The sequence below is a fragment of the Burkholderia sp. Ac-20365 genome (assembly GCF_017104715.1).
GTDB lineage: Bacteria > Pseudomonadota > Gammaproteobacteria > Burkholderiales > Burkholderiaceae > Paraburkholderia.
On sequence record NZ_JAAGPI010000010.1, the window covers coordinates 150127 to 172142 of the forward strand.

The window sequence follows — 22016 nt, forward strand, 5'->3', positions numbered from 1 at the left end:
CGACCAAACGTCTGCTCATTGGCGCATGCTGGCGGCGGCGAGCTTGCCGACCGTCATCAGCGCGCTCTCGATTTCCGGCGACCATGCGTAACTGTAGTTCAACCGTATGCAATGGCTGTACCCGTCGGTGGTCGAGAACATATAACCGGGCCCGACCGTGATGCCGTGTTCCAGCGCGAGCTTGTAGAGGTGCATCGAATCGACGCTCGGCGGCAGTTCGACCCACAGCACGTAGCCGCCCATCGGATGCGACACGCGCGTGCCTTCGGGAAAGAAGCGCGTGACCATCGTCGTCATCAGTTTGGCGCGCTGCGCGAGGCCTTTGCGCAGCTTGCGCAGATGGTGTTCGTAGCCGTCCTGCTTCAGATATTCGGCAATCGCGAGTTGAGGAATCGACGGCGTGGTGAGCGTGTTGAGAAACTTGAGCTTCTCGACCTGTTCGCGATAGCGCCCCGGCATTGCCCAGCCGATCCGGTACGCGGATGTCAGCGTCTTCGAAAACGACGCGCAATGCAGCACCAGCCCTTTCTTGTCGTAGTTTTTGAGCGCGCCGGGATGCACGTCGCCGAAGTACAGTTCGTGATACACGTCGTTCTCGATCACGGGCACGTCGTGCTTCGCCAGCAGCTTGACGAGTTCGCGCTTCTTGTCGTCCGGCATCTGGAAGCCGAGCGGATTCTGGAAGTTCGGCATCACCATGCACGCGGCGATCTTGCGCTTGTCGAGTATCTGCGCGAGCGCGCCGAGGTCGATGCCTTCGCGCGGATGCGTCGCGACTTCGATCGCGCGCATGCCCATGCGCTCGATTGCGTGCAGCATCGCGTAGAACGTGGGCGATTCGACGGCAACCGTGTCGCCCGGTTTCGCGACGGCCTGCAGGCACAGATTGATCGCCTCCGTCGCACCGACCGTCACGACGATCTCGTTCGGATCGATCGCAATGCCGTTCTCCAGATAGCGCCGCGCGATCTGCCGGATCAGGTCGGGGTTGCCTGGCGGCAGTTCGTCGGTGACGCCCCACTGCGTCTTGCGGCGGCCGATCCCATGCGCGTAGCGGTTGATCTTCTGGAACGGATACAGACTGGGATCGGGATACGGCGAGCCGAGCGGCACAGCCTCGTCGCTGCCGATGGAACGCAGCGTGGACAGCACGAGCCGGCTCACATCGACCTGCGCCGATACGGCGATCGGCTTGGACACATCCAGTTCCTGCACGGGCGGCGGCGCCTCGTTCGCGCCCAGCCGCACGAAGTAACCCGACTGCGGGCGGCTCTGGATCACGCCCTTGCTCTCCAGCATCAGATACGCGCGCAGCACCGTTGTGATCGAGATCTGCCGGTGCTGGCTGGTCTGCCGCACGGATGGCACGCGCTCGCCCGGGCGGAACACGCCGCGCCGGATCTGCCCTTCGATTTCCTTCGCCAGTTCTTCGTAAAGCTTCAAGGGATGCCTCTAACCTGGGCACTGCGGACGGGCGAAGCGCCCAATTTTTGAGCACAGTTCACCGGATTTGGGCCTTTCGGCGGATAACAGTCGCAACTGTACTCTTTTTCTATCGCACATTGTGTACACGCCGGGTACGCGTATTCCCCACTACCCTAGCCGCAAGATAACGTCACACCGGACGCAAAAACACATGGATAAGACCAGCACAAAAACGGGCCGCATCGAACCTTACACGGGGCCTGCCGCTGGATGGGGCGCATTGAAGTACGTCGCGATCAATCTCGTCAAGGAGAAGGTCGCCGGGGGCAAGTACAAGACGCTGTTCAAGCAGAACCAGCCGGATGGCTTCGACTGCCCGGGCTGCGCATGGCCGGACCGCCAGCACGCGTCGACTTTCGAGTTCTGCGAAAACGGCGTGAAAGCCGTCGCTGCGGAAGCGACGAGCAAGCGCGTGACGCCTTCGTTCTTCGCGCAGCACACCGTCGACGAGCTGATGAAGCAGGACGATTACACGCTCGAGCAGCACGGCCGCCTGACCGACCCGATGGTGTTCGATCCGCTGACTGACAAGTACAAGTCCATTTCGTGGGACGCCGCGTATCAGTTGATCGCGAAGCATCTGAAGGGACTGGACAGCCCGCACCGCGCCGCGTTTTACACGTCGGGCCGCGCGAGCAACGAAGCTGCGTTCCTGTACCAGCTGTTCGTGCGCATGTACGGCACCAACAATTTCCCCGACTGCTCGAACATGTGCCACGAGGCGACGAGCCGCGGCTTGCCGACTACCGTCGGCATCGGCAAGGGCACGGTGACGCTCGAAGACTTCGAGCACGCTGACACGCTGATGATCTTCGGCCAGAACCCGGCGACGAATCACCCGCGCATGCTCAACGAACTGCGTGATGCAGCGAAACGCGGCGCGACGATCGTGTCGATCAACCCGCTGCGCGAGCGCGGACTCGAACGGTTCGCGAGCCCGCAGCACGTGGCGGATATGCTGACATCGGGCGTGCAGATTGCGTCGACGTTCATCCAGCCGAAGATCGGCGGTGATTTTGCGCTGATCAAGGGCGTCGCCAAGCGCGTGGTGGAACTCGACGACCTCGCTGTCGAGCAGAACGCGGAGCGCGTGCTCGACGTGGCGTTCATCGAAGAGCACACGGCAAACTTTGCCGCATTCGCCGACGACCTGCGCGAGCAGAGCTGGGATGCGCTGGTCGAGGAATCGGGCGTGCCGCGCGAAGACATCGAGAACCTTGCGCGCATCTATGCAAACGGCAAGCGCGTGATTTCGACGTGGGGCATGGGCATCACGCAGCACAAGCATTCCGTGCCGACCGTGCACATGCTGTCGAACCTGATGCTGATGCGCGGCAATATCGGGCGTCTGGGCGCGGGTTTGTGCCCGGTGCGCGGTCACTCGAACGTGCAGGGCAACCGCACGGTCGGCATCGAAGAGAAGCCGACTGACGCGTTCCTCGATCGTCTGGGCAAGGTGTTCGATTTCGAACCGCCGCGCGGTCATGGTTACGACGTGGTCGAAACGATCGAAGCGATGCTCGAAGGACACGTTAAGGTGTTTATCGGGCTGGGCGGCAACTTCTCGATTGCGACGCCGGATACGCCGCGCACGTGGGATGCGCTGCGCGCGTGCGATCTGACGGTGCATATCACGACGAAGCTGAATCGCAGCCATCTCGTGCATGGTCGCGAAGCCCTGATCTTGCCGACGCTCGGCCGCACGGAAATCGATCTGCAGAACGGTGTTGCGCAGGGCGTGACTGTCGAGGATTCGATGAGCATGGTCCACATGTCGTACGGGATGAACAAACCGGCGTCGGAGAATCTGGTATCGGAGACGCGTATGGTCGCGGAGATTGCGCACGCGACGCTTGGCAGCGCGAAGGTGGACTGGCTCGCCTACGCGAATGATTACGCGAAGATCCGCGATGCGATCGAGTGGTCTGTCGACGGCTTTTACGAGTACAACAAGCGGATCGAGCAGCCGGGCGGGTTCCATCTGCGAGTGGCGTCACGCGAGCGCGACTGGAAGACGGGTACGGGCAAGGCGAATTTCGTCGTGCATCAGATCCAGCGCGATACGCCGATTCAGCGGGCTCGCAAGTTGCACGGCGAGCGTGCGATGACGTTGATGACTACGCGGTCGCATGACCAGTACAACACGACGATCTACGCACTCGACGATCGCTATCGCGGTGTTTATAACCAGCGGCGTGTTGTGTTTGCCAATGCGGCCGATATGGCGATGCTTGGTTTTAAGGCGGGCGACTGGGTCGATATGGAAACCATCTGGGATGATGGGATCGAGCGGCGTGCTGAGCGGTTTTTGCTCGTTGAGTATGATATTCCGCGTGGATGTCTTGGGGCTTATTATCCGGAGACTAATCCTTTGGTGCCGTTGTCTAGCACCGCTGATGTGTGTAATACGCCTACTTCGAAGTCGATTCCGGTTTTGTTGCATGCTTCTGCGCCGGTGGCTGTTGCTGCTTGATTTTTTGGTTTGTCTTGCGATGCTGGGTGGTTTGGTTTTGGTTTTCGCTGGCATCCGCGATTTGTCTTGCCTGCTTCATGCGTCGCCCCTGTGCGGGGCGGCACCTACTTTTCTTTGCCGCGGCAAAGAAAAGTAGGCAAAAGAAAGCCGCTGAACACCGCTAATCCTTGTGCCTGCCTGAGGGCCCCCGACGGGTCCTCTCCTTCAAACGGCAACCTCCCTTTCACTGCCCGTTGCCAACGCGCTTATTGAGCGCCTCACCCGCTTCACACTCCCGCGTCACCACACGCGCGATCAAATCTCCCACGTTCTATAGCGGCAAACTGTGTGTCGGCTTTCCCGGTGTACGCGCTTCACTCCGGACTGAAAAACACGGTCGGTGTCGTAAGAGCGCTGAGGTGTGGAGCACTACGACCTACACACAGTTTGCCACCTGGGCGGCCTTGGCCATTCGCTGCCGCTGGCTGCGCTACGGGTGATTGAAGTGGGTGAGGCGCCTGTTCGAAGCGTTGGCAACGGGCAGTGAATGGGCAGAACGCCGTGTGAAGCGGAGGACCCGTTGGGGGCCCTCAGGCGGTGGTCACGAACGGGCGGTGTTAGCCCGCTTTCTTTGCTTACTTTCTTTGCGGCGGCAAAGAAAGTAAGTGCCGCCCCGCACAGGGGCAACGCCTGAAGAACCGATAACAAACCGCGGATGCCAGCGAAAGCGAAAGCAAAAAACAAAACCAAAACCAAAACCAAAACGTCGCAGACAACCTCACCCAGCCCTCACCACTATCTGCGCCAACGCATCGCGTTCAATCCTGACCAACGCCCCCCGCGCCTGCGCAAATTCATCAGCGCCACAAACCTGGCGCCCAAACTGCGCCCGCAATCGCCGGGAAACCTGCACGATCCGCGTCGCAGGATCAAACACATAGTGCGATTCATAATCAAAAAACCGGTCCCGCACCGCAGTATCCTGCGGCAGATCGGTCACGCGAACGTTATCGGGTAGCGTAATCTGCACGGTCTCATCGAAATCTCCGCCGATACACACCCACGGCTGCGTGCGCTCCGGCTCTGCCAGCCAGGCCTGCACCTGCGTCGCAATACCACCCGATAAGCTCGTCAAAGCAGGCAACGCAGTCGTACCGTCAGGCCAGGTGAAATGCTCGAGCGACCCCTGCATCGTGGTCGAAAACGGCCCGATGGTTGGCGTCACCTCGCCTGGCTGCATCCGCGCAATGCCATGAAGCCCCGTCTGCCGCAAACGGTCGGCGGCAATCTGCTGCCAGCGTTGCCGCGTCGCGCGCCGGAACACATTGCGCTCCAGTTCCGCCGACACCCCCACGTCCTCCACGCGATACGTAAATGCCGCCGTCCCCGTCCGGTCGATATCGATCGCGAGCCGCGCAGTGCGCCCGCGCTCCTGCGTCGCAGGCGTACGCGCAAGCACGCCGTCGTCGACCAACAACACCGGCCGGTCCATCGCACTCGGCGGCAGATAACCAAAGCCGATACCACCCGCCGTCGTATCCGCATACATGCGCAACGAAGGAATCCACGTGATCGCATGATTGATCGCGCTCGCGCCATATCCCGGCACGTCGGGCAGCGCGTAGATGGGTCCAAGATTCAACAGCACCGCCTGACTGTCGATACCGACGGCCGCGAGCATCGCCCCATACAGCGCGACATGGTCCTTGCAGTCGCCATAGCGGTTGCGCAGGATATCGCTCGCCTTGTGCGGCATGGCCGCCGTCTCGCCGAGAAACAGCGCGACATAACGTATGTTCAGACGCACCCAGTCATACAGGATCTGCGCCTTCGCGCGCGGGTCGTCGGTATTGGCGGTCAGCGCCTGCGCCAGTTGCGCGATCGCGGGGTCGCGCCACGTCGGGTCCAGCGCCGCCGTCCGGTAGCGCTCGGCAAACGATGCGAAGTCGCGCGTCGTCGATACCATCAGCCGGTCGCCCCACGTCGCGTAACCCACGGCGCCCGATTCGATGGGCGCGTACGGTCCGTGCCGGTACTCGAACGTGTAGCGGGTGCGGCCGTTTTCCGTGACGGGCGGCAGCGCGACATAGCCGCGCGCGTCGGCATAGAGCGGAATGTCGGCGGGCAAGTCGAAAATCAGTTGTTGCATGTCGACGGGACCGCGCGTCGGCTCGACGAAATACGCGAACGTGCCGCCCTGCAGCGGCAACGCCCGCGTCTTGCGAAACGCCAGATGAACACGCGAGCCCGGCTCGACGCCCGGAAAGATCACCGTGCGCAGCACGCCGTCCTGGAAGGTCGGCGCGCCCGCCGAACGCGGCTCCTGCACGTCGCGTATGCCGTCCGGTCCGACGGGATGCGCGACGCCGTTCACATCGATCGTCTCCGCCGCGAGCAGTTGCACCTGCTCGATATCCTTGTTGAACCACACATAGCGCTGCGCCACATCGTCGACTCCGCTCACCGTGTTGGCGCGCAGGATCGTATCGTCGTGTTCCTCGATGGAGCCATCCTTCTGCACGACGAACAGATGCACGTCGCGCTCGATCGTCGATGGCGGCACATCGTCGGGCGCGATGCGCTCCTGGGCGTGGACGCCTGCTCCATAGGCATACACGATCAGCGGCAACACCGCCGCCGCGCGCAGACGATGCGCACGCCGGCTCATACGCGGCGCACCGTGTCGCGCCGTACGGCAAGCCGCCCGCGTGCGCCGCGCTGCATGCGCCATGCGCGCGGACTCATGCCGAACTCGGTGCGAAACGCATGATTGAAATTGGACACGTCGTTAAAGCCGCTATCGAAGGCGATATCGACGATCTTCGTATCTTCGTCGGCAAGACGCAGCGCGGCGTGGCGCAGGCGCGCGCGCAGCACGTACTGATGCGGCGTCACGCCCGTGACGCGCTCGAAGGTGCGCAGGAAGTAGAAATCGGACAGCCCGCATTGCTGCGCTAGACGCGACAGCGTATGCGGCGCATCAGGTGTTTCGTCGATCAGACGCGCGGCCTGGGTGACGCGCGACCACGCCGACGCGCTCGTTGGCGCGGTATGGCGCTTCGCGTCGGCCCGGGTCGCATGCAGCGTGGCGCTTGCGAGTTCGACGGCAAGCTCGTCCCATGCCAGGGACGACGCGGTATCTGCAGAAGCATCCAGGGCGCTCTGTGTCGCCCCGGCACACGCCCGGGCAATCAACCCGGAAAACGCGCGCAACGGCGGCATCCGTCCATGCCGGAACGACGTGTCCGCGCGAGCAAAACCTGCATCGGCGGCAAGCCGCTCGAAGTACGCACGATGATAGTGAAACGACACACAGCGGTCGCCGGGCGCATGCCGATGCCCGCACTCGAAGCATTCGCCCGCATTGCCGAGCAGCAGCGATCCCGGCGTGAGCAGTTCGCGCCCCGCCGCCGACCGGTAGCCGAACGCGCCCGCCGCCACCACCGCGATGCACACGCCCGCGTGCCGCTCTTCGAATGGCCGGTCGTGCGGGCCGAAGGTGCACAGCACGTCCATCACCGACCAGCCGTCGCCCGCGGCCAGCCTGCGCATCTGCGTGTCGCCGGGCACGCCCAGCGTGTTGCGGCGCGCGAGAGCGGCTTCGAGATCGACGGCAATTTTTCCCAAGATGTCACCTCTTCGGATCCGTATGCTCGTTTTATCACAACGGCGGTGGACGTGACGGGTTCGCCGCGCCCTTCCGCCCGACTGGAAAACGAAGCAAACAGGAGCACGTGCAATGAATGCATTGGATCATGGTCCCGCTTCCGGGTTTCTCGCAGCACTTGCCGCGCCTGGACGTGCGGCGGACATCGACGCGGCGCACGATCTCTACGGCTGGCTCGTCGGCAGTTGGGATATGGAAGTGCTGCACTATCGCGTCGACGTGCGAGAGCGGCATCTGACCGGCGAGATTCACTTCGGCTGGGCGCTCGAAGGCCGTGCCGTGCAGGACGTCTGGATCATGCCGCGCCGCGCGGACCGCCACGCAGCGCGCGAACCCGGCTTCGACATGTACGGCACCACGCTGCGCGTGTGGGATCCGGCGATCGAAGCGTGGCGCGTCACCTACATCAACCCTTCGAACGGGCAGCGCGACGAACTGGTCGGCAGACAGATCGGCCGCGATATCGTGCAGATCGGCACGCACGCGAACGGCACGCCGATCCGCTGGAACTTCACCGACATCACCGCCGACGCATTCCGCTGGACAGGCGTCGCGCTCGCGCCTGATGGCATTACGTGGAATCTGGAAGGCGAATTTATCGCCCGACGCAGGCGCGGCTAGTTCTGCCGCAACTCCGCGCCCTCGTCCTTCGACAGCTTGACGAAGAAGAACAGCGAGCACAGCACGGCCGCGCCGACGACGAAAAATGCCGGAGAAAAATCACGGGCGGTGAGATGCGCCGCGCTGCCGCCATGCAGATGCGCGGTCAGCGCCAGCAGCGACGCGCCGAACGCAACGCCCAGGCTCACCGACAGTTGTTGCGCCATGCCCGAGAGCGCCGTCGCGCGGCTCATTTTCGGCTTGGGCATGTCGGAGTAGCCGAGCGTGTTGAGCGTCACCATCGCGAGCGAATTGAACAGGCCGCCCACCAGCAGCACGCAGAAGATCAGCAGATGCGGCGTACTGGGCTTGAACAGCCCATAGCAGGCGTAAAAGCAGCCCGTGACACAGGTGGCGACGATCAGCAGCGTGCGAAAACCGATGCGGCGGATCGCTGTCGTCATCACGCCGCGCACCGCGAGCGAGCCGACCGCCGTCGCGACGCTGAGCGACCCTGAGGTCAGCGGCGAGAGGCCGAAGCCGAGTTGCAGCATCAACGGCAACAGAAACGGCGACGCGCCGATGCCGATGCGCAGCGGCATGCCGCCGAGCACGGCGGTCCGGTACGCCTTGTAGCGCAGCAGCAAGGGATCGATGATGGCATCGACGTGACGGCGGCTATACAGCCAATACAGCAGCATCGACAGCGCGCCCGTGCCGGTGAAGGCAAACGTCACCCATTGCGGCACGAGCCCGCGGCCAGCCGTATCCAGCCCGCCCACGAGGCCGACGAGACCCGTCGACAGCAGCACGAAGCCCGGCAGATCGAAACGCTCGTCGATACGCTCGTGGGTGTCGTCGATGAAGGCGAGCGCGCACAGCACGCCAATCACGCCGAACGGCACGTTCAGCAGGAAGATCCAGCGCCACGACGTGACGGTGACCACCACGCCGCCGAGCAGCGGCCCAGCAAGCCGGCCGACGGCGCCCGGCACCGTGAACCACACCATCGCCGCGACCATCCGCGCGGGCGGCACGCTGCGCAGCAGGATCAATCTGCCGACGGGCACCATCATCGCGCCGCCCATGCCCTGCAGCACGCGGAACACGACGAGCTGCGGCAGCGACATCGCGATGCCACATAGCGCTGAAGCCAGCGAAAACAGGCCGATCGCCGAGCAGAACACGCGGCGCGCGCCGAAGCGGTCGGCAAGCCAGCCGCTCGCCGGGAGGAACACGGCGAGGCTCAGCAGATAGGAAGTGATCGCGAGATTCAGATGCAGCGCCTCGACGCCAAGCGAGCGCGCGATAGAAGGCAGCGCGGTCGCCATGATCGACGTATCGAGGTTTTGCAGGAACAGCGGACAGGCAACGATCAGCGGAATGATGCGGGCGCGGTCGGTCATCCTGCTCTTTTACCGCAAAACGGCGACCGATGGAGAAAACCGCCGCGCGCGCGGGTGTTACGGTTTGTTGCGGTGCGACCGCTTTCGTGCGGCACGACGCGTGTCAGCCTGGGCCGTCGCGCGCCTATTCTTCCAGCGCTCGGCGCAACGACAGCGCAATGCCGCGCGCCGCCAGCGTCACTTCATCGAGCGAGGGGAAAGACGGCGCGATACGCAGATGCCGGTCTTCTTCGTCGCGTCCGTACGGATACGCCGCGCCCGCCGTCGTCAGCACGAGGCCAGCCTGTGCCGCGAGTTCGACCGTGCGCTTCGCATAACCCTTCGGCGCATACAGGCTGATGAAATAGCCGCCTTCCGGCCGGTTCCACGACACTTCGGGAAGATCGGCTAGCAGCGCTTCGAAGGTCGCCACCACCGCATCGAACTTCGGACGCAGCAACGCGCGATGCTTCGCCATCAGACGCTCGAGCCCTTCGCGGTCGCGCAGATAGCGCACGTGCCGCAGCTGGTTGAGCTTGTCCGGACCGATGGTGCGCACCCTCATATGCTTCTGCCACCAGCCGATATTGCCCGTCGACGACGCGAGAAACGCAATCCCGCCGCCCGCCACCGTGACCTTCGACAGCGACGCGAACACCAGCGCGCGGTCCGCATGCCCTGCGCGCTCGCACAGTTCGACAATATTCGGCGTGCTGTGCAGCGTATCCGTCAGATGATGGAAACGGTAGGCATCGTCCCAGAACAGGCGGAAATCGCTTGCGGCGGCAGGCAGCGCGGCGAGCCGCTCGACCGTTTCGCGTGACCAGATCGCGCCGCTCGGGTTGCTGTAGAGCGGCATGCACCAGATGCCCTTGATCGACGCGTCGCGCTTCACATGCGCTTCGATGGCATCCATGTCGGGGCCGTCGTGCGTCATCGGCACGGCAATCATGCGGATGCCGAGCGCCTCGCAGATCGCGAAGTGCCGGTCGTAGCCTGGCACCGGACACAGGAACGCGACCTCGCCCTGCCGGCTCCACGGTGCGTGCCCCGGCACCCCGTGCAGCATCGCGAAAGCGAGTGCGTCGTGCATCAGTTCGAGACTGGAGTTGCCCGCCGCGGCGATCTGCGCAACATCGACGTCCAGCAGTTGCGCGCCGAATTCGCGCGCCTCGGGCAAGCCCAGCAGATGCCCGTAGTTGCGGCAATCGATGCCGTCGCGCGACAGATAACCCGCCGTGCCCGCTTCGTCGAGCAGCGCGCGCGACAGATCGAGTTGCTCGGGCGAAGGCTTGCCGCGCGACATGTCGAGACGCATCGCAAGCTGTCGGAATTCGTCGTAGGTGGAAGGCGTGGTCATGATGGTTGTCCCCGGATGAGCGCGCTCGGTTTACAAGCAAAGCGCCGCATGTGAATCCAGTATGCCGCTGCCCCATGGTTCAGACAAACGCGTTATATTGAACATTTCGATCAAGATTTCTGATACCGGATTCAGGAGAACACAAGCGGATGAAAGGCCTCGATCTCGACGTGCTCGCAATGTTCGTCGCCATTGCCGACACAGGCAGCTTCGTGCGCGGCGCGGCGCTCGTGCATCGCTCGCAATCCGCGCTGAGCATGCAGATCCGCTCGCTCGAAAGCTCGCTCGGCAAGCCGCTGTTCGTGCGCGGCCCGCGCAGCGTGACGCTCACGCAGGAAGGCCAGGTGATGCTCAGCTACGCGCGCCGCATGCTCGCGCTGCGCGACGAAGCGTGGGCGTCGATCGTGCATCCGGAAGTCAAAGGCCGCGTCGCGATCGGCGTGCCGGACGATTACGCGTCGTCGCTGCTGCCGTCGGTGCTGCGCAACTTCTCGGCGATGTATCCGAAGGTCGAGATTCAGGTGGTCAGCCTGCCGAGCAACGCGCTCGCGCCGCTCCTGAAAGACAACAAGATCGACCTTGCGTGCGTGACGAGCGTGAAGGAGTTGACGGGCGAATTCATCCGCTTCGAACCGATGGTCTGGGCAGGCTCGTCCACGCCGGGACGTGAAGTGTGGAAGGAGCGTCCGTTGCCTGTCGCGATGTTCGGCGTGGGCAGCGTCGCGCGCGCGAATGCGGTTCAAGCGCTGGAACGCGCGAAGATCACCTATCGAACGTCGTATGAGAGTCCGAGCCTGATGGGCCTTTTCAGCATGGTCGATGCGGGGCTTGCCGTCGCTCCGCTCGCGCGCTGCGCGGTGCCCGAGCGCTTCGTCACGCTAGGCCGTCAGCATGGGCTGCCAAAGCTGCCTGAACTGGAGATCATCCTTGCGCGCAGCGCGCGCTCGAACCGGCCGCCGTGCGATTACCTTGCCGGGCAGATCCTCAGCGAGCTGCGCGACTGAACTCTCTGGCGTGCGGCTTGTGTCACATCAATGCGATCAGCCGTTGCCGTGCCGCGCGGTACGCATCGCTGCGTATACCTGAAGTGCGTGCTGCCTCGAACAGATCGTCGCGTGCCCGTGCGTTAGCGTTATCGAAGGGAAACCACGCGTCGATGTCGGTCTGCATGCGCGCTCGCGCGGTTGCGTTGGATGATTGCAAATACGCATCGGCGAGCAGACGCTCTTCCCACACCATCAGATGCGCGAGCCGCGCATAGCGGCTGTCGCATGCTGCAAGCGACAGCGTAAACCCCGTCTTTGCGATCCATTCAGGCAGATGCTCGCCCGGCATCGGACGCGCAATGCCATAGCCCTGCGCAAAATCGACGCCGAAGATCCGCAACGCGTCGAGCAAGCCCGTATCTTCGACGCCCTCGACCACCACCGCCTTGCCAAGCGCCTGCCCCAGTCGCGTCAGATGATGGATGAACGGCAGCACGTCGGCGGCGTCATCGTTCTGCAGATCCGCGATGCTGCGATCGATCTTCACGTAGTCGAACGGCAGCTCGCGCAGCCGGCTCAGACTGCTATGCCCTGTACCCAGATCGTCTTGCGCGAGTGCGACGCCGAGCCGTTTGTAGCGCGCAATCTGCCCGTCAGTCTCGACACCGGCGGGCAACGCACCCGACTCCAGGATTTCGAGCACGAGTTCGCCCGCCTTGCAGCCGAATTCCGCGAACGCATCGCGCGTCGCCTCGAAGTAACGCGAGTCGCCGAGTGCAGCAGGCGGCAGATTGACGGACACGATCATGTCGATGCCCACGCGTCGCCACGCATTGCGTTGCGCGAGCACCTGCGCGAGTCCACGCACATAGAGTTCGAAATGGTCGTCGCTGTTCAATGCGTGCAGAAACTGGCGCGGCGCGAACAACACGTCGCCGTCGCGTAATCGCGCGAGCGCCTCGACCTTCGTCACCCGGCAGGCGCGCAGATCGAGCAACGGCTGATAGTGCATGCACAACGCGCCGCCGCGCAGCATATCGGCCCATCGCTGCCGCGTTTTGCCGGATCCGGAGGAAGTCGACCTGCACATGAAAATTTGATCCGATGAGGGGACGCGTTACACGCGCACAAACAGCGCAACCGTTACCACCGCTCGAAAACGCTGACCGATATCAATGCCTTTGAGGAACACTGTGCCGACAATCCTTGCATCGGCTAGCGCCTGGCCGATACGTTGGCGCGCAACACTCGAACGCGCGCCGCGTCTTTTAGGGCTCCGCAGTTCCCCGGCTGCGGAGCCGCTTTTTTTAGGGACTCGCAGTGCGTGCCGTTCTCTCCGTGGCGCTCAAAACGTTTCCCAATCGCCGTCGGCCGTCACCGCGTCTTTCGAGACGATCTGCCTGGGTGCCGACTCGACGCGACGCGCCCCTGGCGTACCCTGCTTCGCAGCGGCAACGCTCGCGCTCAACGCGCCCGGCCGCGTGTGCGACGGCGCAACGGCAGGCATATCGGCGAGACTGAAGACAGCAATGGCGCCCGTCATCTGGACGGCCTGCTCTTCAAGCGCCTGTGCAGCCGCGGCCGACTCTTCGACGAGCGCTGCGTTCTGCTGCGTGACGGCATCGATCTGGCTGATCGCCTGGCTCATCTGCCCGATGCCCTGGCTCTGCTCTTCCGACGCCGCCGAAATCTCGCCGACAATATCGGACACCTGCTTGATCGCGCGCATCACCTGGCTCATCGTCGAGCCGACTTCTTCGGCCTGGCGCGAGCCATCCTTGACGAGCGCCGTCGACGATTCGATCAGATCCTTGATCTCTTTCGCTGCCGCCGACGAACGCTGCGCCAGCGAGCGCACCTCGCCTGCAACGACAGCAAAGCCGCGCCCCTGCTCGCCCGCGCGCGCCGCCTCGACGGCCGCGTTCAACGCGAGAATGTTGGTCTGGAACGCGATGCCTTCGATCAGCGTCGTGATGTCGGCGATCTTCGCCGAGCTTTCGCTGATATTGCCGATCGTGCGCACCATCGCCTGCACCGCATCGTTGCTGGCATCGGCCATCGAGCGCGCATTCGCCGACAGCGCATTGGCCTGGCGCGCGTTGTCGGCGTTCTGCTTCACCGTTTCGGCGAGTTCCGTCATCGTTGCCGCCGTTTCTTCGACGGACGCAGCCTGCTCCTCCGTGCGAGACGACAGCTCCATGTTGCCAGCGGCGATTTCTCGCGACGCCACCGTCACCGAATCGCTCGACGTCTTGATGCGGCGCACGGTATCCGAGAGCTGGGCGCTCATGCGTTTCATCGCGTCGAGCAGCGCACCGAACTCGCCTTTCACGTCGATCACGATCGGCCGGTCCAGACGTCCGTCGGCGATGTCATTGGCAATGCCGAGCGAGCGGTTCAACGGCCCCGAGATTGCCTTCGACAGATAGATCGTCGCGCCCACGCACACGAGCGCGCTCGCCGCGAGCATGCCCAGCGCGATCCAGAACATCTGCGTCGCCGCATGTTCGCTGTCGCCCGTGAAGTCCTTCGCCTGATCGAGGTTCAGTTCCATGTCCTGCTGGATCATGGAGTTGAGCGCCTCGGCCGACTTCAGGACAGTACTGCGCTGTAACTCGACAGCGCCCGCGATATCGCCCTTTTCGATCATGTCGATTTCCTGATCGATCAGCGTTCTGAAGGTGCCCGCCTCCGTGTGGATGCGGTCGGCGAGCGCCTGCTCTTCCGGGCTGCTGATACCCGCCGAATAGTATTGCGTCCAGCCCGAACTCATCGACGTCTGCAGATCGCGCACGCGCCGCAGATTGTCCTTGTCCTGCGTCACGAGCGTCTGCCACAGCAGACGGCGGATTTCGATCTCGTCGATGCGAAACATCGCAAGCTTCGTGACGGGAATCAGATTGCCCGTATACGCGGTTTGCAAGTTTTCGCTCATTGCTCTGACGGCACGCATGCCGAACAGCGCGTTGCCGACCATGACCAGGGTACAGACGGCAAATGCCGCGATGATCCTGAAGCGGATCGTTTGAAGAAACTGACTCATTCCATTCTGCCGGATGATGGCGCTCGGCCGGCGCACGCACCGCACCTCGCGATTGAAGGAGAAGACGGCTCGCGTGCACATTGCGTGGCCATCGCGGAACGCGTGTTTGTTAGTTCGCGTTCGCAGCTTGATCTAGCCGGAGCAGATGACGTGCGTCATCGATGGCTATTGTTGGCTGGATCGTAAAGTTGGCCTGTCAAGCGGAGCAATGATGGATGTCAATTAGGAGATAAGCAGAAGTATCTGAAGCGATTTCTCGCTTTCTTCAACATATAAGGATGCCTACTTTTATTTTTCTCATTCCATGCCTTATACCGGGCTATACCAGATGGAAACGACGTCATCCATCCCCTACACGATGTGTCGGCGACCTACGAGCAATTCAACCGAACACCCATTTTATTTTGAGACAGCAAACGCAATACTTTCACCTGTGGGTTACATGTCAGCGCTGCGAACGGATCACATGAGTTGTCTTTGCGATGCCTTTCGTCCGGAACGGACCGGCTGTTCGTAGCGTCGTCGCCTCGCTTGCTGGATCACTATGAACGCTGATGAAGTACTCCCGGAAATTCGCGAAGTCAATCTCGCGTATCTGATGCTGGCGCAACACCTCGCGCGCACCAATCCTGTCGAAGCGCGCGTGCGCCTTGGCATGTCGGCGGAGTTGACGGACATCGTCGCGGGTTTGTCGTCCGCGCAGATCGTGCGGCTCGCCGATTCGGACATGTTGCTGTGCGGCTTCGGGCTGTCCGCGCAAACCGTGCTGGGCGCGCTCAACGACACGCTCGGCCGCCACGACATGCAGGCCATGCATGCGGCGATGCTGCTCGCGCAACTGCCGCCGGGGAACCTGTGATGACAGCGCCCGCCTCACTGAAAAGCGTCGTTGCGCGCGCCGATGCCGGCCATCGGCGCCTGCTCGACGACGTCAGCGAGACGCTGCTCGCCATCGAACTGTTCGAGCTCGGCGCACGCCTGCAGGTGACGCAAGCCGAAACGACCTTGTCGCGCGACCGTCTGATCCGGCTGTACAAGGAACTGCATGGCGAGTCGCCGCCGAAAGGCATGCTGCCGTTTTCCGAAGAATGGTATGTGACGTGGCTGCCGAACATCCATGCGTCGCTATTTTACGCGATGTATCGCTCGATCTCCACCCAGCAGGACATCACACGGATCGCGGCGATCATCGCGGCATACCGGCTCTATCTCGAGCACATTCCGCGCGGCACCGAGCCCGTATTGAGCTTTACCCGCGCGTGGACGCTCGTGAAGTTCATCGAACGCGACATGCTGCATCTGAAGAGCTGCAGTTGCTGTAACGGCCACCTCATCGTGCTCGCCTACGAACTGGAACCTGGCTACGTGTGCGGCCTGTGCAAGCCGCCATCGCGGGCTGGCAAAACCGGCCGTCTGGCAAAAACCGAATGATGTCCCGTCGGCCCAACAGCATGGCCTACGGCCCGCGGACCGCATGCAGATTGTCACTGGAGACCCAAAAGTTGAACCGCAACGAAACGCTCGATGAAATCCGGGAAGTCAATCTGTTATTTCTGATGCTTGCACAGCGACTCGCACGCCTCGACAGTCAGAAGGCGATGCGTCTGCTGCGCGTCAGCGCGGATTGCATCGACGCGATTGCAGCGCTCCCGCCCGGTCAGATCATGAAGCTCGCCGCGACGAACATGCTGTTCTGCCGCTTCGCGCTCGACGATTGCGCGTTGCTTGCCTCGCTCGGCCAGCGCGTTCGATGCAGCGCGGGGCCGCAAGCGATCGAAACGCCGCCGCCCGCGCTGGCCGCGTGACTTGCTGCGTGACCGGCGTCCGGCTCGCGGCTTCTCGTGCAATTGCATGGCATCGACCCGATACATGCTCGCCGATGCACAACACTGCATACGAAGGCTCTTCCAGATTTGAGAACGTCGTTTTCAGCGGCACGCATTGATCGCGATCAGCCAGTACCTATCATTGTTGACAAGCTTGTTGACCGTTATCCGGCGCGACATGCGAGCGCGGATCATGCCGCGTCGGCGCATTTGGGCACCTTCCGCGCTTTTCGATGCCGGCCAGCAAGCATCGCAGGACAAGCCGTTCACGACGCACATCGGCGCGAGCATGCGACACGACACCGGGAATCGCGGCGCAGCCTGCCATCACCCGACGATTTGAACCAGAACATGAACACTGCTGCTTCGCCATCCGGCCTATGCCTGCGCACGGCCTTGACGACGCTCGCCGCTTTCACCGCAGGCGTGCTCGCGGCCTCTCTCACCGCCGGCCTCACGCTGCGCTGGACATCGGTCGTCGCGGGCGCTTCCGTACTGATGTGCCTCGCCGCCTGCATCCTCTGGTCGCGCCAGCAGGAACGACGCGGGCGGCTGGCCCGCGCAGTCTCGGCATGCATCGACGGAGCCGATTCCGCGCCCAACCCGTCTTTCGACGCCGCGCGACTGACGGCCATCATCCGTTCGTCGCGCGAGGCGATCATCACGATCGACGCCGCGCAGCGCATCGTGCTGATGAATCCGATGGCGGAAGAACTGTTCGGCTGCGATGCAGCGAGCGAGATCGGCGGGCCGCTGTCGCGCTTCATCCCGGAGCGGTTTCGCCTCGCGCATGCGACGCACGTCGAGCATTTCGGTGCGGCGGGTGCGTCCGACCGCCGCATGGGGCGCCGCCGCGTGCTGTATGCGTTGCGCGCCGACGGCCGCGAGTTCCCGATCGAAGCGTCCATTTCTCAGAGCCAGTACGGCGACGAGAAGCTCTACACCGTGATGCTGCGCGATATCACCGAGCGCGTCGCCGCTGAAGACGCGCTCACGCAGTCGCGTGAAGATCTGCGCGAGCTGTCGGCGAACCTTCAGCACGTGCGCGAACAGGAAAAAGCGCATATCGCGCGCGAACTGCATGACGATCTCGGGCAATCGCTGACGGCACTGAAGATGGACCTGTCGGTGATTGCGCATGCGCTCGACAGCGCTCCCCTCGACAGCGCCTACGTGCACGAACGCCTCCATGCGATGGCGCGCGTGATCGATGCGACCGTCGCGTCGGTGCGGCGCATCGCCGCCAACCAGCGCCCCGCGATGCTCGACGATCTCGGCCTCGTCGCGGCCATCGACTGGCTTGCTGATGACTTCTCGCAACGCTACGGCATCCGCGTCGTGCGCCGGCTCAACGCCGGCCAGGCGGCGTTCTCGCACAGCGCGGCGACGGCCATCTTTCGCATCGTCCAGGAAGCGCTGACGAATGTCGCAAAGCACGCGCAGGCATCGCTCGTCACGCTCGCACTGCATGTGTCCGACGGGCGCTGCACGCTCGACATCGTCGACGACGGCCGCGGCCTGCCCGCCGCCGCGCCGGCACGCGATCCGCGCACCGACAGGAACTTCGGCCTGCTTGGGATCCGCGAGCGGGTCAGGATGCTCGGCGGCACGCTGCAGACGGGCGAGCCCGGCAAAGGATTCAACCTCTCCATCACGTTTGCCCTGAACGCATTGCAACCCGAAGAGACGCAGCCATGATCCGTATTCTCATCGCCGACGACCACGCGCTGATACGCGAAGGACTGCGCCATATCCTGAAAGGCTCGCCCGACTTCGAAGTGGCGGGTGAAGCAGCCGATACGGCCAGCACCATCGCCCTCGTGCGTTCGACACACGCGCACATCCTGATCCTCGACCTGTCGATGCCGGGCCGCAACGGCGTCGAAATGATTCCGCAGCTCAAGGCCGTCAACCCTGCGCTGCACATTCTCGTGCTGACGATGCACGGCGAGCACCAGTACGCAGTGCGCGCGTTCAAGGCGGGCGCATCCGGCTATCTGACCAAGGAGAGCGCGAGCGGCGAACTGGTGAGCGCGCTGACGAAGATCGCGAGCGGCGGTGTCTACATGAGTCTGTCGATGGCCGAGCGTTTCGCGCGCAACCTGCACGAGCCGCTCGAGACACTGCCGCATCAACGGCTGAGCGATCGCGAGTTCGACGTGTTCCGCCGCATCACGGCCGGCCAGACGATCGGCGAAATCGCCACGCAACTGTGCGTGAGCACGAAGACGATCAGCACCTACAAGGCGCGCATTCTCGACAAGATGCAGATGCCGCACGGCGCGGCGCTGGTGCGTTACGCGATGCGCCACAAGCTGTTCGACGACAGCGAGGAGCCGTGAACACATCGCTCGCTGTAGGGCATGACCGACACGCGCTCCGATTGACTGACCGCAAATTCATTCGCCGCCGATTCAATTTTGAGACAGCCACAAACATACTTTCACCACTGACGCCGCATGCGCTTTCCGCCCTTTTCCGGCGGCGCATGCGGACGACACAACTTCATCGCGCGCGCATCACGGCCCGCACGCGCGTTCCCTGAGAAGGAGGCCATCATGTTACTTGCCGATGCACCGACGAGCCCGCCCTCGCCTTTCATGCAGGCGTCCGACTTCGCGCTCAGGTTTCCGTCGGGCGTCACACAACGCCCTGCGCCGCGCTGCTCGCAATGCGCGATCAGTTCGCTGTGCACTCCCGGCGACCTCAGCACGGACGAGCTTGCACAGGTCGATTCGCTCGTTCACGAAGTGCGGACGGTGCAGCGCGGCGCGAGCCTGTATCGCGCGAACGATCCGTTCAACAACGTCTACATCTTGCGCAGCGGCTCGTTCAAGACGGTCGTCATGCATCGCGAAGGACGCGAGCAGGTAACGGGCTTTCAGATTGCGGGGGAAATGCTGGGACTCGACGGCATTGTCAGCGGACAGCATCTGTGCGGCGCGATTGCGCTCGAGCGCAGCACCGTGTGCGCGATTCCGTTCGAATCGCTCGAAGACGTGTGCCGCGAAATCAAAACGATGCAGCGGCATCTGCACAAGGTCATGAGCCGCGAGATCGTGCGCGAGTCGAACATGATCATGCTGCTCGGCACGATGCGCGCCGAGCAGCGCGTCGCGGCCTTCCTGCTGAATCTCGCCGAACGCTACGGCACGCGTGGCTACTCCGCCACCGAGTTCAACATGCGCATGACGCGCAGCGAGATCGGCAGCTATCTGGGTATCACGCTCGAAACGGCGAGCCGCATGTTCTCGAAGCTGCAGCAGGACAAGCTCGTGCACGCGCGCGGCAAGCAGATCCGGATTCTCGATAGCGGCGCACTTGCCCGGCTGTGATGCGCGATGCGATACCGGCCACTACGGGGCGTGTTCATTCCTCCTCGCCCAACTGGACCAGCAGCGCATGCAGCCGCTCGGTGTGACGCAGCAGCATACTGCGGTGCTTGTCGATCTGCTCGAGACGGCCGGCGAGATCGGCGTGAATCGGGTCGTCGAGTTCGGCGGCCGACAGCACGTCTTCGACTTTGGCACGCACCGAAGCGAACTCGACGGTCGGGTGCGTCAGCGAGCGCTCGAAGCGCCGCACTTCCTGCACGGCGAGATCGCGCACCTTGCGGAAATACGCCTGGCGCCGGTGCAGTTCGGCTTCGTGGATCTCGTCTTCGGGACGGCGCGGCGCCTGCTGTCCAAAAATCGGCTCGGGAGGACGCAGCACCGATTTCTTTCGCACCGGGTGCGCGGTGCCGCGAAAGCGTGCGAGCGGCGTTTCGTTATCGATCGCTTCGCGTGCGTTGTCGGGCACTTCGGGCGCCTCGTGCGGCGCATCCATCCAGCCGCCGGGCAGCCCGGTCACCGCTTCGACGCCGCGCACGAATTCCTCGCTGAAGTCGCGCTGGCCGGCGAGCATCAGCTTCAGATACGACGCGGAGAAGGTCATCATCCGCGCAAGACGCGTCGCCGCGCCGACCTCGCGTGTCAGCAATGCCAGATTGGCACGCCAGATGGGAAGCAGGGATTCGTCGGAATATTCCATCGCTGGGTCTTCCTTCATCAGTCTTGCTGCTAGCAGCGGTTTGCCGGGCTGCATCAGTTGCAAGGCGCATGCCCGTGCGCCGCGTCCGACAAAGATAGACGCATCGCCGTGCGGCGCGCAACCGGATTTGTACGGGCGCTGCGGCGCAAAGACAACAGTGGCGCAGGTTCCATGAACTGATGAATTGACCCCGGCAAACGCGCGGTGTTCCGCATTGCGCGCGCGGGCTGCGGGATTTCGCCGTGTGGGTTTCGCCACGCGGCTGATCGTAGAAGATGCAAGAGGCGTCCCGACGGACGCCTGCGAGATCGAAACGCGCGAGGCCTTCGCCCCTGTTGCCCCCCCCCCGCGCGCCGGCGTGACTCAGGCCGCAGCGACGCGCGCGAGCGCGGTCTTCACGAGCTTTTCGAGCAGCGGCTCGATCTTCGCCGCAAGCGCTTCGTCATACGCATACGGCATCTGTTCCTGCATGTAGGTGATCTGCGACAGCTCGAGCTGCACCGCATGCACGTTCTGCTGCGGCTGGCCGTAATGACGCGTGATGTAGCCGCCCTTGAAGCGGCCATTCGCGACAGCCGTGTAACCGCCGTGTTCATCGACGATCTTTGCCAGCGCTTCGGCGAGTCCCGGCACGGCACTCTCACCGTTCGACGTGCCGAAGTTGAAATCGGGCAGACGGCCGTCGAAGAAGCGTGGCACATGCGAGCGGATCGAATGCGCTTCCCATAGCAAGACCTTGCCATGCTGCGCCTTCAACGCCGCGAGTTCACCCTGCAGTGCCTCGTGATATGGCTTCCAGTAAGCATCGCGGCGACGCGCGACTTCGGCGTCGTCGGGCAGATGGCCGTCGCGATAGAGCGGCTCCTTGTCGAAGGTATCGACGGGCAACAGGCCTGTCGTGTCCTGGCCCGGATAGAGATTCGCGCCATCGGGCGGACGGTTCAGGTCGATCACGTAGCGCGCATAGCTCGGCGTCAGGATCGATGCGCCAAGGCGCTTCGCGAACGCGTACAGGCGGTCCAGATGCCAGTCGCAATCGTCGGTTTGCGCAGCGACGGGCGTCATCTGCGCGGCCACGTCGGCGGGCAGGCGCGTGCCCAGATGCGGAATCGAGATCAGGAACGGCAGGCTTCCCCGATGCAGCGAGAAGACGGGCAAAGTGTCGGTGGTCATATCGTCA

17 protein-coding genes and 1 pseudogene are annotated in these 22016 nt (G+C 63.3%); 9 read left to right on the forward strand and 9 right to left on the reverse strand.

Annotated elements, in window-relative coordinates; translation table 11 throughout:
* Positions 1-15 precede the first annotated feature (15 nt).
* On the reverse strand, positions 16-1443 hold the full coding sequence (locus G3O01_RS19650; protein WP_205806790.1) for a PLP-dependent aminotransferase family protein: 1428 nt from the start codon (positions 1441-1443) through the stop codon (positions 16-18).
* A gap of 193 nt (positions 1444-1636) precedes the next feature.
* Between G3O01_RS19650 and G3O01_RS19655 the strand changes: the two genes are divergently transcribed.
* Positions 1637-3958, forward strand: coding sequence for an FdhF/YdeP family oxidoreductase (locus G3O01_RS19655; protein ID WP_205806791.1), 2322 nt, complete (start codon positions 1637-1639; stop codon positions 3956-3958).
* Positions 3959-4715: 757 nt separating this feature from the next.
* Here G3O01_RS19655 and G3O01_RS19660 read toward each other — a convergent pair.
* The gene (locus G3O01_RS19660) at positions 4716-6605 is read right to left on the reverse strand and encodes a DUF3857 domain-containing protein (protein WP_205806792.1); all 1890 of its coding nucleotides are present in this window, start codon (positions 6603-6605) and stop codon (positions 4716-4718) included.
* Positions 6602-7564, reverse strand: coding sequence for an AraC family transcriptional regulator (locus G3O01_RS19665; protein WP_205806793.1), 963 nt, complete (start codon positions 7562-7564; stop codon positions 6602-6604). Before G3O01_RS19665 ends, G3O01_RS19660 begins: the two co-directional genes overlap by 4 nt.
* Before the next feature lie 112 nt (positions 7565-7676).
* On the opposite strand from G3O01_RS19665, the gene G3O01_RS19670 reads away from it, so the two are divergent.
* Positions 7677-8225 (forward strand): hypothetical protein, encoded by a 549-nt coding sequence (locus G3O01_RS19670; RefSeq protein WP_205806794.1) that lies wholly within the window; start codon positions 7677-7679, stop codon positions 8223-8225.
* Here G3O01_RS19670 and G3O01_RS19675 read toward each other — a convergent pair.
* Both G3O01_RS19675 and G3O01_RS19680 read right to left on the reverse strand, forming a co-directional pair.
* Positions 8222-9610, reverse strand: coding sequence for a DHA2 family efflux MFS transporter permease subunit (locus G3O01_RS19675; RefSeq protein WP_205806795.1), 1389 nt, complete (start codon positions 9608-9610; stop codon positions 8222-8224). The genes G3O01_RS19670 and G3O01_RS19675 overlap by 4 nt on opposite strands.
* A 124-nt stretch (positions 9611-9734) precedes the next feature.
* Positions 9735-10949: an aminotransferase class I/II-fold pyridoxal phosphate-dependent enzyme gene (locus G3O01_RS19680; protein ID WP_205806796.1), complete on the reverse strand. Its 1215-nt coding sequence runs from the start codon at positions 10947-10949 to the stop codon at positions 9735-9737.
* 149 nt (positions 10950-11098) lie between these two features.
* Between G3O01_RS19680 and G3O01_RS19685 the strand changes: the two genes are divergently transcribed.
* Positions 11099-11953, forward strand: coding sequence for a LysR substrate-binding domain-containing protein (locus G3O01_RS19685; protein WP_205806797.1), 855 nt, complete (start codon positions 11099-11101; stop codon positions 11951-11953).
* Between the two features lie 22 nt (positions 11954-11975).
* Here the strand turns inward: G3O01_RS19685 and G3O01_RS19690 are convergent, their stop codons facing one another.
* Together G3O01_RS19690 and G3O01_RS19695 are read right to left on the reverse strand one after the other, a co-directional pair.
* Positions 11976-13025, reverse strand: coding sequence for an EAL domain-containing protein (locus G3O01_RS19690; RefSeq protein ID WP_241024100.1), 1050 nt, complete (start codon positions 13023-13025; stop codon positions 11976-11978).
* A gap of 255 nt (positions 13026-13280) precedes the next feature.
* Positions 13281-14978: a methyl-accepting chemotaxis protein gene (locus G3O01_RS19695; RefSeq protein WP_241024102.1), complete on the reverse strand. Its 1698-nt coding sequence runs from the start codon at positions 14976-14978 to the stop codon at positions 13281-13283.
* A gap of 544 nt (positions 14979-15522) precedes the next feature.
* On the opposite strand from G3O01_RS19695, the gene flhD reads away from it, so the two are divergent.
* The 6 genes and pseudogenes from flhD (at position 15523) to fnr (ending at position 20139) form a co-directional block, all read left to right on the forward strand.
* Positions 15523-15837 carry a flagellar transcriptional regulator FlhD gene (gene flhD, locus G3O01_RS19700; protein WP_205806798.1) on the forward strand — a complete coding sequence of 105 codons (315 nt, stop codon included), beginning with the start codon at positions 15523-15525 and terminating at the stop codon, positions 15835-15837.
* Positions 15837-16409 (forward strand): flagellar transcriptional regulator FlhC, encoded by a 573-nt coding sequence (gene flhC / locus G3O01_RS19705; protein ID WP_205806799.1) that lies wholly within the window; start codon positions 15837-15839, stop codon positions 16407-16409. The genes flhD and flhC overlap by 1 nt, the downstream gene beginning before the upstream one ends.
* A gap of 71 nt (positions 16410-16480) precedes the next feature.
* Positions 16481-16783, forward strand: coding sequence for a flagellar transcriptional regulator FlhD (locus G3O01_RS19710; protein ID WP_205806800.1), 303 nt, complete (start codon positions 16481-16483; stop codon positions 16781-16783).
* Between the two features lie 633 nt (positions 16784-17416).
* Positions 17417-18502: pseudogene (locus tag G3O01_RS19715) on the forward strand (PAS domain-containing sensor histidine kinase); the annotation flags it as partial.
* Positions 18499-19146 carry a response regulator transcription factor gene (locus tag G3O01_RS19720; protein WP_205806802.1) on the forward strand — a complete coding sequence of 216 codons (648 nt, stop codon included), beginning with the start codon at positions 18499-18501 and terminating at the stop codon, positions 19144-19146. The pseudogene G3O01_RS19715 and the gene G3O01_RS19720, both read left to right, overlap by 4 nt.
* A gap of 258 nt (positions 19147-19404) precedes the next feature.
* The gene (gene fnr, locus G3O01_RS19725) at positions 19405-20139 is read left to right on the forward strand and encodes a fumarate/nitrate reduction transcriptional regulator Fnr (protein WP_241024113.1); all 735 of its coding nucleotides are present in this window, start codon (positions 19405-19407) and stop codon (positions 20137-20139) included.
* Positions 20140-20173: 34 nt separating this feature from the next.
* Here the strand turns inward: fnr and G3O01_RS19730 are convergent, their stop codons facing one another.
* Positions 20174-20836 carry a hypothetical protein gene (locus tag G3O01_RS19730; protein ID WP_205806903.1) on the reverse strand — a complete coding sequence of 221 codons (663 nt, stop codon included), beginning with the start codon at positions 20834-20836 and terminating at the stop codon, positions 20174-20176.
* A gap of 363 nt (positions 20837-21199) precedes the next feature.
* Positions 21200-22009: an N-formylglutamate deformylase gene (gene hutG / locus G3O01_RS19735; protein WP_205806804.1), complete on the reverse strand. Its 810-nt coding sequence runs from the start codon at positions 22007-22009 to the stop codon at positions 21200-21202.
* Positions 22010-22016 lie beyond the last annotated feature (7 nt).

Bases quoted from the DNA above. Each gene is read 5' to 3' on its own strand.
- G3O01_RS19655 (WP_205806791.1), top strand. From the start codon at position 1,637: ATGGATAAGACCAGCACAAAAACGGGCCGCATCGAACCTTACACGGGG.
- G3O01_RS19660 (WP_205806792.1), bottom strand. From the start codon at position 6,605: ATGAGCCGGCGTGCGCATCGTCTGCGCGCGGCGGCGGTGTTGCCGCTG.
- G3O01_RS19670 (WP_205806794.1), top strand. From the start codon at position 7,677: ATGAATGCATTGGATCATGGTCCCGCTTCCGGGTTTCTCGCAGCACTT.
- G3O01_RS19675 (WP_205806795.1), bottom strand. From the start codon at position 9,610: ATGACCGACCGCGCCCGCATCATTCCGCTGATCGTTGCCTGTCCGCTG.
- G3O01_RS19680 (WP_205806796.1), bottom strand. From the start codon at position 10,949: ATGACCACGCCTTCCACCTACGACGAATTCCGACAGCTTGCGATGCGT.
- G3O01_RS19685 (WP_205806797.1), top strand. From the start codon at position 11,099: ATGAAAGGCCTCGATCTCGACGTGCTCGCAATGTTCGTCGCCATTGCC.
- G3O01_RS19690 (WP_241024100.1), bottom strand. From the start codon at position 13,025: ATGTGCAGGTCGACTTCCTCCGGATCCGGCAAAACGCGGCAGCGATGG.
- G3O01_RS19695 (WP_241024102.1), bottom strand. From the start codon at position 14,978: ATGAGTCAGTTTCTTCAAACGATCCGCTTCAGGATCATCGCGGCATTT.
- flhD (WP_205806798.1), top strand. From the start codon at position 15,523: ATGAACGCTGATGAAGTACTCCCGGAAATTCGCGAAGTCAATCTCGCG.
- flhC (WP_205806799.1), top strand. From the start codon at position 15,837: ATGACAGCGCCCGCCTCACTGAAAAGCGTCGTTGCGCGCGCCGATGCC.
- G3O01_RS19720 (WP_205806802.1), top strand. From the start codon at position 18,499: ATGATCCGTATTCTCATCGCCGACGACCACGCGCTGATACGCGAAGGA.
- fnr (WP_241024113.1), top strand. From the start codon at position 19,405: ATGCAGGCGTCCGACTTCGCGCTCAGGTTTCCGTCGGGCGTCACACAA.
- G3O01_RS19730 (WP_205806903.1), bottom strand. From the start codon at position 20,836: ATGGAATATTCCGACGAATCCCTGCTTCCCATCTGGCGTGCCAATCTG.
- hutG (WP_205806804.1), bottom strand. From the start codon at position 22,009: ATGACCACCGACACTTTGCCCGTCTTCTCGCTGCATCGGGGAAGCCTG.